General features: G+C 71.5%; 8 protein-coding genes and 2 pseudogenes. 1 reads left to right on the forward strand and 9 read right to left on the reverse strand.

Going from position 1 to position 12,738, the window contains the following annotated elements; all coding sequences use genetic code 11:
* Nucleotides 1–38: 38 nt before the first annotated feature.
* The 3 genes and pseudogenes from POL72_RS21015 to POL72_RS51815 form a co-directional block, all read right to left on the reverse strand.
* On the reverse strand, nt 39–3,494 hold the full coding sequence (locus tag POL72_RS21015; RefSeq protein WP_373372234.1) for an ATP-binding protein: 3,456 nt from the start codon (nt 3,492–3,494) through the stop codon (nt 39–41).
* A gap of 109 nt (nt 3,495–3,603) precedes the next feature.
* Nucleotides 3,604–3,675: pseudogene (locus POL72_RS51810) on the reverse strand (regulatory protein RecX); the annotation flags it as partial.
* Between the two features lie 182 nt (nt 3,676–3,857).
* Nucleotides 3,858–4,241, reverse strand: a pseudogene (locus POL72_RS51815) (regulatory protein RecX); the annotation flags it as partial.
* 189 nt (nt 4,242–4,430) lie between these two features.
* Between POL72_RS51815 and POL72_RS21020 the strand changes: the two are divergent.
* Entirely contained in the window at nt 4,431–5,276 is an 846-nt protein-coding gene (locus POL72_RS21020; protein WP_272097269.1) for a hypothetical protein, read from the forward strand.
* 59 nt (nt 5,277–5,335) lie between these two features.
* On the opposite strand, the gene POL72_RS21025 is transcribed toward POL72_RS21020, so the two are convergent.
* From POL72_RS21025 to POL72_RS21050, 6 genes are all read right to left on the reverse strand, one after another.
* Nucleotides 5,336–5,746 (reverse strand): hypothetical protein, encoded by a 411-nt coding sequence (locus POL72_RS21025; RefSeq protein ID WP_272097270.1) that lies wholly within the window; start codon nt 5,744–5,746, stop codon nt 5,336–5,338.
* Nucleotides 5,747–5,851: 105 nt separating this feature from the next.
* Entirely contained in the window at nt 5,852–9,532 is a 3,681-nt protein-coding gene (locus POL72_RS21030) for a type VI secretion system membrane subunit TssM (protein WP_272097271.1), read from the reverse strand.
* A gap of 6 nt (nt 9,533–9,538) precedes the next feature.
* On the reverse strand, nt 9,539–9,799 hold the full coding sequence (locus POL72_RS21035) for a hypothetical protein (RefSeq protein WP_272097272.1): 261 nt from the start codon (nt 9,797–9,799) through the stop codon (nt 9,539–9,541).
* An 83-nt stretch (nt 9,800–9,882) separates the two neighbouring features.
* Nucleotides 9,883–10,536 (reverse strand): DotU family type IV/VI secretion system protein, encoded by a 654-nt coding sequence (locus POL72_RS21040; RefSeq protein ID WP_272097274.1) that lies wholly within the window; start codon nt 10,534–10,536, stop codon nt 9,883–9,885.
* Complete coding sequence (locus POL72_RS21045) at nt 10,533–12,146, reverse strand: type VI secretion system baseplate subunit TssF (RefSeq protein WP_272097275.1); 1,614 nt, start codon at nt 12,144–12,146, stop codon at nt 10,533–10,535. Before POL72_RS21045 ends, POL72_RS21040 begins: the two co-directional genes overlap by 4 nt.
* 12 nt (nt 12,147–12,158) lie before the next feature.
* Nucleotides 12,159–12,737 carry a hypothetical protein gene (locus tag POL72_RS21050; RefSeq protein ID WP_272097276.1) on the reverse strand — a complete coding sequence of 193 codons (579 nt, stop codon included), beginning with the start codon at nt 12,735–12,737 and terminating at the stop codon, nt 12,159–12,161.
* Between the last annotated feature and the right edge of the window lies 1 nt (nt 12,738).

A 12,738-nucleotide genomic window follows, 5' to 3' on the forward strand; every position in this document is an offset into this window, starting at 1 on the left:
CTTCGACCGTCGCGTGGCCTGCGTCAACCCGGGGGCGCTCAGGCCTCGTCCTTCACCCGCTTGGGCCAGCGCACGACGAAGGTGGCTCCTGCGCCGGGACGCGACGAGACGGACACGCTCCCTCCGCGGCTCTGCACGATCTTCTTCACGACGGAGAGCCCTATCCCGGTGCCTTCCACCTTGTCGCGCGACTCGAGCGTATGAAAGAGATCCCAGATGCGCTCGTGGTACTCGGGCGCAATGCCGGGCCCGTTGTCGCTCACGGCGAACTCGAGGTAAGCGCCGGTGTCCTCACACGTCACCTCGACGTGCGCGTCGCTGCGGCGCGCGTGCTTCAGGGCGTTGCTGATGAGGTTCTGGAACACCTGCTGCATCGGGACGCGCTCCGCGGCGATCGTCGGCATCCCGGGCGCGATGTCGACCCGGGCGCCCTGGGGCGGCGAGAGCAGCTCGACGACCTCCGCGAGCAGATGGCCGGTGTCGACGTCGACCACGTCGCCGCGCAGGCGCCCTGCCCGCGAGTAATGGAGGATCCCGTCGATGAGCGCCTCGAGGCGGCGCACGCGCCCGCGCAGGAGGTGGATGTGCTCCTGCGTCTCGCCGTCCAGCTTCCCCGCCAGCGACTCCTCGATCCACTCGGACAGGTTCGCGATCCCCCGGAGGGGCGCCTTGAGGTCGTGCGAGGCGACGTAGGCGAACTGGTCGAGCTCCTGGTTCGTCTTCGCGAGCGCGGCGATGAGCTCCTCTCGATGCTGGCTCAGCTGCTCGATCCGGCGCCGGGCGAGCACCTGATCGGTGATCTCGAAGGCGACCACCATGACGCCCGTGACGGCGCCGGAGGGGTCGCGGATGGGCTGAGCGACGTAGTTGAAGACGGCCTCGCTCACCGCGCCGCCGCGCCGGACGGGGATGGTCAGCTCGGCCATGCGCTGCGGCTGGCCGGCCGTGAGCGCGCGGTCCAGCATGGCGATCGCCTCGTGCTCGCCGAGCTCCGGGAACACCTCGCGCAGGCTCTTCCCGACGAGGTCCTGCCGGCCGACCATCTCGCAGTACGGCGGGTTCGCGACCTCGTAGCGGTGCTCGGGGCCGGCGAACACCGCGATGGGGACCGGCGCCTGCATGAAGAGGTCGTACAGCCGCTCGCGCTCGCGCTCGGCCGCTGTCCGCAGGCGGGCGAGCTGGAGGTGCGTGGCGACGCGAGCGACGAGCTCGCGCGCGGAGAACGGCTTGGGGAGGTAGTCGTCCGCGCCCGCCTCGAGCCCCTCGACGCGCGACTCCTCCCCGGCGCGCGCGGAGAGCATGACGACCGGGACACCCCTCGTGCGCTCGTCGTCGCGCAGCGCGCGGAGCAGGCCGAATCCGTCGAGGTTCGGCATCATGACGTCGGTGAGCACGAGATCCGGCGGGTCGCGGCGAGCCGACGCGAGCGCCTCGGCGCCATCGGCGACGGCCTCGACCGTCCAGCGCTCGCGCAGCACGCGCGCGACGTACTCGCGCATATCGGCGTTGTCGTCCGCGAGGAGGACGCGCGCCGCCGGGCCGACCGCGAGCGCGGCGTCGTCGGACGACGTCCGCGCCGCCGGGGCGAGGCGCTCGACGCCGTGATCGCGCTCTGCGCCGCGGGGCGAGCCGCCCTCCGCGCCGCGGGGCGACCCGCCCTCCGCGCCGGGCAGCCAGCGGAGCGCCTCCTGCACATAAGGCGCTGCGCCCGTCGTCGTCGACGGCAGCGTCCGCGCGGCGTTCACGCGGTCCTTCGGCAGGTGCGCGGTCCCGCGAGGCAGGGAGACCGTGAACGACGTCCCCACGGCGACCTCGCTCGTGACGTGGATGGCCCCGCCGTGGAGGCGGACGAGGTCGTGGACGAGCGCGAGCCCGATCCCGGACCCCTCGTGGGTGCGGGAGCGCGCGCCCTGAACGCGATGGAACCGCTTGAACAGGTGCGAGAGCTCCCGATCCGGGATGCCCGTCCCGGTGTCCCGCACGGTGAGCTCGGCGCGATCGCCGTGCGCGCGGAGCGAGATCGAGACCGTCCCCTCGAACGTGAACTTGAGCGCGTTCGAGAGGAGATTGAGCACGATCTTCTCCCACATGTCGTGATCGACATAGATGGGCTCGGGCATCGGCGGGCAGTCCACCTCGAACGCGAGCCCCGCGCGCTCCATCGCCGAGCGGAAGGCGCTCGCGAGGTCCGCGGTCAGCGCGGAGAGATCGGTCGGCGCGTAGGACGCCTGGATCCGGCCCGCCTCGATGCGCGAGAAGTCGAGCAGCGCGTTGACCAGCTTGAGGAGCCGGCCCGCGTTGCGGTGCGCGGTCTCGAGATCCGCGCCCGACAGGCTCCGCTCCGCCGACGCGAGGGCGTCCTCGAGCGGCCCGAGCATCAGGGTGAGGGGCGTGCGGAACTCGTGGCTCACGTTGCTGAAAAACGTGGTCTTCGCGCGATCGAGCTCGGCGAGGGCCTCCGCGCGCCGCTTCTCCTCCTCGTACGCCTGCGCGTTCGCGATGCTGGCCGAGATCTGGCCGGCGACGAGGTGGAGGAAGCCTCGGTAATCGTCGTCGAAGAGGCGGAATGGATTCAGCCCGACGATCAGGACCCCGGCGCGGCCCGTCTCCCCCGAAGGGGAGATCGCCAGCACGGCCGCCCGCGTCGGCGGCTTTTTCCACGCGCCGGTCGGGAGATCCCGGAGGTGTGGAGGCAACTCGACGACGCGGCAGGCCTCGTGCTCCCGCAGCGCCGCGGCGAGCGGCCACGGCGACTCGTCCGTGAGCGCGAGCGACTCCGGGGCCGCGGCGTGCCCCTGCTCGAACCCCGTGCTGCCCGCGAGCTGCACGCGCCGCCGGTCCGGGTCGACGACGTAGAGGAGCGCGAACGGGAGATCCTTCGCGTTGGTCGCGAGCGAGCTCGCGCTGCGCGCGCACACGTCTTCCCACGAGCGCCCGTGCGAGGTCCGCGCCGCGAGGTCACGGAGGAGGGAGAGCTGCCGCTCTCCGATGATTCGCCGCGTGTCGTCGGTATTGGCGCAGAGGATACCGCCCGTGCCGCCCTGATCGTTCGGCACAGGGCTGTAGGAGAACGTGTAATACGTCTCCTCCTGGTAGCCGTTCCGCTCCATGACGAGGAGGAGCGCCTCGTCGTAGGTGCCCTCGTCGCGGCGCATCGCGGACGCGGCGCGCGGCCCGACCTGGCCCCAGATCTCGCGCCACACGACGGACGCGGGCTGCCCGAGCGCCTCGGGGTGCTTGCCGCCGACGATCGACTTGTAGGCGTCGTTGTAGAGGTTGATGAGCGAGTCGCCCCACCAGACGAACATCGGCTGGCGCGACGTCAGGACGATGCGCACGCACGTCTTGAGGCTCTGGGGCCACGACGAGAGTGGGCCGAGCGGCGTCTTCGACCAGTCGATCGCGCGCATGCGCGCGCCCATCTCTCCTCCCCCGGCCAGGACCGCGCCAGCGTCCGCGCGATCCGGCGGCGAGCCATCCAGCTCGTGCGACATAAGGCTCCTTGTAGCGTGCGGTGGGTGGCGGGAGAAGGGCAGAAAAACGATGGGTTTTGGTTGCCCGGGTGATCCACCGCACGCGGAGGGGCCGGCGCGGCGGCGCCGTTCACGGCGGCGCGTCGAGCACCGCGCGCAGCGCCCGGCGCGCCACGTCGGGCGAATAGCCCTGGCGCGCGAGGAAAGCGTAGAGCTTCTGCCGCTGCTCCGCCGGAGGAGCCCCGAGAGCGAGCGGAGCTTCTTGCGCGCCGCCCGCTCGGCCACGGCGGACTCGTCCGTTCCTTCGTCGGCCATCACCTGCCGTATGGCCGCGTCCGCCACGTCGCGCGAGACGCCTTTGCGGGCGAGGTCCTGCTCGATCCTGCGGCGCGAACGGGGCTTGCCCACGATGCCGGAGCGGGCCTTGGCCTCCGCGAAGCGCGCGTCGTCGAGCAGCCCGCTCGCGGTGAGGCGCTCGATGGCGGTCGTCACGTGCTCCCTGGGCTCGCCCTTCTCGATCAGGCGCTTCTCCAGCTCCTTGGCCGATCGCGCACGGAACGACAGGAGCCGCAGCGCCCGCTCGTAGGTCTTCTGCTCGCCCGCGGCGGTCTTCCGGGGCGGCTCCACCGCGGCCCCGGGGCTGCTCTGGCCGGGGGCCAGGCCGGCGGCGGCCTGCTCGGGCACCGTGGCGAAGGGGACCCCATCCACCAGGATGACGACGTGGCCGGGCTTGTCAGGCGAGGGGGCGATTCCCGTGATGATCGGCATGCTCGAGGGACGATGGCGCACCCCGCGCGGGCCGCAAGCTCCTGTTCATCCCGCCTGCTCCCGGCCGCGGCAGGGCGCCTGCTGGCTCGTCTCACCTGAACGATCGCGTCTGCCCGGCGGAGCCGTCGACACGGAATTTGACACGCCGGGGCGCGCTGGCGTTTCCTGCTCGCGAGGAGACAGGACGCCATGCCCGGGCAACGGCTCGTCTACAAGCTGCTGAACGACACCATCGATGTCAGGGTCGTGGTGGGCTACATGCCGACGACGAGGGCGCTGGCAGTGGACCAGACCGAGCCCGAGAAGCTCGACCAGTGGTGGTGGGACGCGGGGGGCAGGCGGCCTGTCGGCGTCGACAAGCCGACCATGTCGATCGAGTACATCGCCTCCTATCCCCAGAAGCTCGGATACCTGATGATGATCCAGGTCCTGTGGGTGCCCGCCACCGATCGTGCGGTCCTGGAGAAGAACTCTTTCGACGTAAAGCGCCTCACCACGTTCGGGGATGGGCTGGCCACGATCGACGGCGGCAAGGTGGGGGCCCCGGCGCGCCTGCGCACCGGGCGGGAAGCGCCGCACAGCACGTATCCTTTCTTCGCCTACAACGCGGCGTACTACAAGCCGCTGAAGGGTCAGCAGGCCACGAGGACGTTCCGGCACAAGGACTACGCGAGCGCGGCGGGCAGCCACTCCGCGCTCATCTTCGACTGCGTCCTGGTCGCCAAGCTGAAGACCGAGGTCGCCCCGCTGAGCAGCCTCTCTCTGAAGCTCGCTCCCTCGAAGCCGAAGGCACAGCCCAACTTCGGCGTGCTCGACTCGTTCATCTGGGGAATGGACAACTACAAAGAGGCGGTCTTGAAGAGGCGGGCGGACATCTCTCCGCTGATGACACAGGTCCTCGCCAACGAGTACCCGAACACGAAGCTCGAATGGCTGACGGACCCCAGCAAGATTGACACGCTTTACGAGCCCTTCGCGACGGGGTCGACGAAGACGGGCTCCACGTCGACGGGCGGCAGCAAGACGTACGATTGAGGGCCACGGCGCCAACTCGCCGTTCACGAGCACGCTCTCCGCTGGCCTCCGCCCCGGGATCACCTCTTCTCGACGCGCAGCCGACTCCCCTCCAGCACGACGTCGTACGTCGCCTCGGAGGAGGGGAAGATCGCCTTCCAGTCGCCCGTCGGGTGGTAGAAGAAGACGTAGAGCGCCACCATCCCCTTCGCGGGCGGCGACACCGAGATCTCCTTCTTCGTGCCGGGGAACACCACGGCTGTCTCCAGCACCGAGTCGTCCGGCGCCGTCACCTGGAGAGAGGCCGCCTGGTACGTCTCTTCGAGGTACGTCTTCGAGTCGACGTTGCGGACCACGAGGTAGCAGGGCCGGTTCTCGTTCAGCGCGTCGTCCGGGCGCACGTGGAACTGCACCTGCGACTTGCACCCGAGCACCGCCGGCGCCGCGAGGGCGGCCGCGAGCAAGGGGAGGGGCAGGCTGGGCAGTCGCACGCGGCGATTATCCCGTGACCGCGCAAAGGAATCCACTTTGCCGGCGAGCGCCCGCGACGCCCTCCCCGTCCTCGCCGTCCTCCGCGATTCCCCGGCGGTCCGCGCTCAATCGAGGGACGGCGCCCGGAGCAGCCCCGCGGGATTGGGCTCGAACAGGAACGCAGCGTACCTCCGCGGGTCCCCGGGGGACTCGGGCGAGGCCTTCCAGGTGACCTTCGAGCCCGTGACCTCGGCGCGCTGGATCAGGTGGAAGAACGAGAAGTCTGCCGCCGCGACGTCGATGGTCTGGATCCGGGGCTCGCCGCCGCCCGTCGGCGTGGTCTGGATCCCCACGCTCGATGTGTTGGCCTGGCCGCCTGCGGGCGACCACGCGACCGGGAAAGGCTGCCACGATGGGGCCTGATTGAACGCATAGAAGGTGGCTGTCCCCGACTGCAGGAGCGCCAGGGTGATCGTGCGCTCGGGCTCGACCGGCGAGAGGGGAGGGGCCTTGACGCGGAACGCGATGGGCTGCGGCTTGCCGTCGGGCCCGAAGAGCATCTTCTGGAGGCCCTGCGCCCACGACGCGAGCCGGAGCGCCCCCGCCGGGACCTCGACCGCGCCGGCCGAGGGGACCTCCAGGGGCGTGTAGCTGCCCGCCGGGCCCTCGCGGCACACCGGACCGATCAGCGACGCGAACGACGCGAAGAAGGTGCCCTTGGGCCCGAACGTCGCCTCCACGTCGGCCGCCTGCGCGTCCACCGTCGATCGCGTGTCGAAGGGGAAGCGCCCCAGGATCGGGGTCACGGACGGGCGGAGCTCCGCTGTGTACGCGTCGGCCGTCGCGCGGTCGAGATCGGCCTTACCGAGCGCGAGCGCCCGCTGCACCGCGAGGCGGAACGGCCGGCGAAGCGACTCGGTCATGGACGCGTCGTTCAGCCACGCCTCGACCTCGGCGTCGGGGGATTTCGCCGGGGTGCGCAGGGCCGAGAGCGCGAGCGCGCCGATGGGGGCCAGGCGATCGTCGAGCGGCGCGTCCCTCTTCGGCGCCGGAGGGGCCCTGTCCGAGAGCGAGGGGACGAGCGTGATGAGGAGCTTGTAATAGGGCTCCAGCGCGGGATATTTGCCGTTCTCTCCGGTCAGGAGCCGCGCGATCGGGCCGAAGTCCGCGACCGGGTCCCCCACGAGCCGGAGCAGCGTCCCCGGCGATCCCGGGACGCTCGCCTGATCCGCGACGCGCTTCTGGAAGGTGGTGAAGAACGAGGACGGAGACACCATGTCGGCCACGTCCGCCGCGAGCGCGGAGGCGCCCCCTCGCGAGAGCTGGAAGCTCTTGTAATACGCATCCGTCGCGTCGCGCAGCCCCGCGCCGTAGCTCGACGCCGCCGAGCGCGTGGGCCGCAGGTAGATCTCGCGCTCCGAGACGTCGAGGCCCGTGCTCGCGAGCGCGGCCTCGAAGCCCGCGAGGCCGGGCTCGACCTCCGCCGTGAACGCCTCGTGCGAGACCAGGCCATCGATGTACGTGGACGCGCCGCGCCCGGGCTGCGGGAGCACGGGGGGATACGCCGCGTCCTTGGGGAACAGCACCGATCGCCTGGACGAGTCCGCGAACAGGGCGTCGAGGTAGACGAGCGCGCGGCCGGCGACGATGGCCTGGGCCCACTGGCCCATGTCGAAGCTCCACGACTGGGCGTCGAGGACCACGCTGTAGACAGGCGGCTTCTTCGCCTCCGGCGCGGCGCTGGCCGCCGCAGTCGAGGACGCGCTCCCCGAGGGCGCCGCGCTCGCCGAGGCCGAAGCCGGCGCGGCGGGGGCGGCCGGCGCGGCGCTCGACCTGGGGGCGGCGGCGCCGACCCCGGCCGCCGAAGCGGCGGCGGAGCCGACGCCGGCCGCCGGAGGGGCGGCCCTCCCGACGAGCTGCTTCAATCGATCGAGCAGATTGTCAGCCTGCGTCTCGGCCGTGGCCTCGCTCGCTTTCGGCTCCACGATCTCGGGCGGCACGGCGATCACCTGGAGGTCCAGGACGGCCTGTCGCAGGCCTTTGCCCGCGCCCGACGGCCCGTCGAGCGAGGCTCCCCGGACGGCCGCGAGCAGGTGCTGGAGCGTGCCCGCGTTCTCCTGCATCCACGGGCCCGCGTCGCTCGTGGTGCCCTTTCCGAACAGGTTCTTCTGGTGCGGATGACGCGCCTGGAGGATCCGCGCCGCCTCGTCGAGCTCCGTCTGCTCCGCGGCGTCGCGGACCGCCTGATCGAGATCCCCCGCGCTGTCCTGGAGCTCCTTCAAAGGCTCGGTCCGCAGGCGCTGCCCGTGCAGCACGTCCGACAGGCGGCGGAAGAAAGAGGCCCAGTCCGCGCGCGAAGAGCCCTGCGGCAACGCCGTGATCTCGGGCAGATTCGAGAGCTCCCTCTCGGTCGGACCCGCGCCGTCGCTCACGGTCAGATAGCTCTTCAGGGTCCGGGGCGACATGCCGAGCGCGGCGGCCCACGCGGCCTCGTCTTTCTGGATGATCGCGCGCAGCGGGTCGCCCTCTTTGCCCGCGTCGAGCACGGAGAGCGCGCGGATCCGCGCGGCGCGGTCGGTGCTCTGGAGCTTGGGATTCAGCATGCCCGCCTCGACGGCGGTCCGATACTGCTCCTCGATCTCGGCGCGCCGCGACTCGAACAGCCAGGCCGAGCGGTCCATCCGGAGCACCTCGGCCGCGGCCCTCTCCTCGACGGTCCTCGACACCCTGTCGCCGTGGCTCACCGCGTCCGCCATGATCGTGACGGCGCTCGCGGTGCGCTCGACCGAGCCGCGCTGCGCCGTGAACACGATCGCCCCGAGCGCCAGCGCCGCGGCCAGCGCGAGCCCCACGCGCGTGATGAAGCGGCGCTCCCGGGCTCGACGGTCGCTGCTCGCGAGCTCGGGATCCTCGGCCAGCGCGTCGCCGGTGGATCGGAAGGGCTCCAGCTCGGTCGCGGCCGAGAGGAACACGCCGTTGACGATCGGCGCGTCCTTCGTCGAGGCGAGGAGCGACTCGAAGAACGGCGCGAGGGCCCGCACCGTCTCCGGGCCCTCCGACGAGACGAAGCCCACGAGCTCGGGGAACCTCGTGGTCCGGGCGCCGAGCGGCGTCACGCGGCGCCACTCGGGGGGGAGCTCGTCGGACTCCCTCGGCGCGATCGGGCCGCGGGCGTTGGTCTCCTCGAGGATGTCGCAGAGCGGTGAGAACCCGGCGGAGCGAGCGTCGCAGTGCGTGACCGCGACGCGCACGTTCACCGGCGAGCCGCGCAGATCGGTGAGGATATCGAGCTTGCGCCGCGCTACGCGGCCGAGATCGCGCAGCCCGGCCTCGTTCCACGAGAGCGAGCTCGCGTTGACCACAACGATCACGCGGAGCGCATCGAGCGCCACGCCCTTCCAGAGCTTGCGGAGCGCGTCCTCGGCCTCGGGCCGCGGGTCGAACAGGAGGTCCGAGGCGATCTCCTGGACGCGCTGTCCATTGCCTGAATACACGTCCAGATCGCGGCCGTCTGGCGTGTACCGATCGCCTTGCTTCAGGGCTCCGCGGATGAGGGTCGTCTTCCCCGACAGCCGCTCTCCGAGCACGACGAGCACGGGGCCGTCGCGCTCGCGCTGGGGCATCGCGGCGACGGCCTTGCGCCACGCGCCCGCGAGGTCCAGGTCCTCGGCCTTCTTCCCCTGGGCGGCGCGGCGCTTCCGGACCCACCCAACGGCGAGCAGGACGAAGCAGAGGATGCCGACGACGAGCGCGAGGATCCCAAGGATGAACCACCCGTCCACGCCGGAGCCGCCCGCGACATCCATCCCAGCTCAGCCCACTGCTTCCAGCAGGTCCTCGATGGTCTCGAAGGTGGCCACGAGCTTCGCTGGGTCGACCTTCGCCCCCGGGGCCACGGCCTCGTGGAGCGGCGCGAGCACGGCGGCGACGGCCGTCTTCGAGAGCGAGGCGGAGAGGCGGGCCTCGACGCTGGCGAGGAGCGCCTGCTCGGGCGAGACTCCGCCCTTCGCCGGCGGCGCGGACGGGCGCGGCGCCGGTGCGGCATCGTCGGACCCCGGGCCAAGGCGCTCCATGGGGGGATCTGACCACGGGCGGCGCGCGGCCACAAAAAAAAGGCGTCTGCGCTGTCTCTGCGCTCACCCGCGGCGATCCGCGCTCAGAGCGAGAGCGCCTTTCGCAGCCTCGCGAGCCACGATTCCGGGGGCTGGCGAATCGCCAGGGGCGCGGCGCGGGGCGCCGGCGGCACGAGGAGCCGCAGCGCGCTCTGCACCTCCTCCGCGCGCTCGCGGAGCAGATCGGGGGCGCCGGCGTAGCCGCCGGTGAAGCCCTCCGAGAGGCAGAATCGATACAGGGTCAGGAGCAACAGGACCCGATCGCGCTCGTCCGAAGGCGGCTGATTCGCGAGCTGCTCGGCGCGCGGAACGAGGGGCGCGAGCTCCTCGAAGAACAGGTCTCCTCCGTCCTCGCGAGGCGCGTAGTCGCGCCGCTGCACGCGCAGCCACTCCTCGCTCCCGCCGAGCGGGGCGACGCGGAGCAGCACGCGCTCGTCGTACAGGCACACGAGCGGCAGCAGCACGTTCTCGGGCGCCGCGCGCGTCTTCCGGGACACCCGCCCTCGCAGGTGGTCCAGCTCGTCGGAGATGTCGGTCGAGAGCACGACGAGATCGGGCAGGCCCGGGCCGGCGTCGAACGCGTCCTCGATGATCCTCTCGAGCTTCGCGTGCGCGACCGTGACCTCGCGCAAGAGGTGGAGCACCCCGTCCTCCCGGGGCGCCGCGGCCGGGCTGGATGGACTGCCCATCTGCGTCACGGCGAGATCTCCTGATCTCCCGCGCGCGGGGAGGTCGTCTCGACGTCCGCGGGCTCGGGGCTCCACGCGTCGAGCAGCGCCGAGACCTGCCGGTGGAACCAGGGCGCGAGCGCCTCCTCCCCTGCCGCGGGCCGCTGCATCTCCACGCGATACACCCTCTTTCGCGGGCCCCGCGCGCCGATCGGATCCGGCGCGAAGGACGCGGTGAGGCCGGCGATCCGGCCGGGAAACCGGGCGAACGGGCTCGCGCCGGAGGCGCCGAAGAGCGTGAGGAGCGCCCGGAGGTCGCGCGCTTCGAGCGTGGGCTTCTGCTTGAGCGCGAGCACGTCGAGCCCCTTCTCGGGCGAGAGGGCGAGGGGGCTCGGCAGGGGCGGCCGCACGTTGCCGAGCACGCGGAGCGAAAGGCCGTCGAGGGCCTTCTTGCGCTGCGGCCGCACGGTCAGCGGGCCGCGCGCGTTCTGCCAGAGCGAGGGCTGCGACCAGACGGCGTCGACCTGCGCGATCCACGGCGCGGTCACCGCGTCGGGCGAGGAGACGCGCACCATCACGCTGCCATCCTCGGGGAAGAGCACCTCGTACGAGTCCCCTTCCTCGCCCGAGAGCGAGCGCGGCGGGACAGGCGTCAGCACCTTCTGGACAGGCCTGTAGATACCGCGCACCGTCACCGGCTCGACCCCCTCGAGCGCCGAGTGGAGCAGCCGGACCTGCCGGGCGTCGCTCGTGCCGTCCACGGAGATCGGCTCGGCCAGATCGCTCCATGCGTTCTGCATCGGCACCACGAAGAGCGCGAACGTGTCGGCCGTGACCGAGAGCTGCTCCGGGAAGCTCGCGCCGAGCGAGATGGTCAGCGTCATCCGCTCGGGGGCGGGCCCTTCGGCCGGCACGGAGACGCGGAAGAGCAAGGCCTGCTCGGGGGCGTGAAAGAAGGAGCGGATACGGTCGATCGGCGAGCCGCCCTCGCCGCTGTCCCACGGCCTCGCGGGCGCGGGCGCCTCGAACGACACGTCGCAGGCGCGGTCGATCCCGTCGTCCTTGGTCGCGACCGCGCGCAGGAAGTGGCGGCGCAGCTCCTCGTGCAGCTCGGCGCCGGCGTTGTAGTCGCCGTGCCGCCGGACGAAGAACGGGAGCTCGATCTGGCCCTTTTGCGGCACCCTGGCCGCGAGGTGGACGCGCAGCTCCGCGCCGCGCGCGCTCCTCGCGAGCTCGGCCTTCTGGATCCTTATCGGCCGCACGGGCAGGGGGCCTCGCGTCGAGAAGATCGACGCCCGCCCGTCATAGGTCTCGACCCGCATCTGCGTGCCCTCGGGCAGCTCGATCGGCGCGTCCAGGAGGCCCCACCCGTCCGCCTGGAGGAGCGCCGCCGCGGGCATCGGGGCGAACAGCTCGTCGAGCAGGCCGCCGGCCAGGCGGATGATCGACGCCCGCATCGCGGCGCTCGCGGACGCGCGCGTGCGCGCCGAGAAGAACGCCATGGCCTCGATGAGCCTCCGCACGTCGGGATCGTCCGTCCCGGCCGCGAGCTCGCCCCTGCGGACGCCGCTCTCGATGGTGTGATCGAGCGCCGCGAGCTCCTCGTGGAACAGGGCGCGAAACTGGGGTCCTTCGTCCATGTCGCCGCTCCCTCAGCCCACGTTCACGAGCTGGCCTTGCACGTTGGTGAGGCTGCCCTTGAAGGTGGCCGTGCCCGTCGACTCCGCGTTGAGCGTCGCGTCGGCCTTGATCTGGACCATCGCCCCGGACACGCTCACCTTGGTCTGCCCGGCGGCGTCGACCTCCATCGACGCGACCTTGGCCGCGGAGGACGTCAGATCCAACGTGCTCTGACCGCCTCCGGAGAGGGCGATCTTCGTGTTGCCGGTGACGCTCACGTTGGTGCCGGTCGCCGAGATGTCCTTGTCCGACGAGAGGGTCATGTCCTTCGCGCTCTTCACGGTCATCGTGTCGTCGCTCTGGTAGGTGGACGCCTTGGTCGACTTCATGGTGATCGTCTCGGAGGCCGTCACCTCGAACTCCTTGCACGAGACGCTGACCTTCGCCGAGGTCTGCGTGATGGTGCTCGTCGCGTCGGAGCCCTTCACGGTGAGCGTGATCGAGGTCCCGTTCATGGCGACGGTCTGCGTGATCTGATCGTCCTTGTTCTCGATCGTGACGGTGATCCCCGCCACCTTGTCGAGCTCCACGGTGCAGACCAGCTTGCCCACG

Origin of the sequence: Sorangium aterium, from assembly GCF_028368935.1 — a bacterium.
GTDB classification, from domain to species: domain Bacteria; phylum Myxococcota_A; class Polyangia; order Polyangiales; family Polyangiaceae; genus Sorangium; species Sorangium atrum.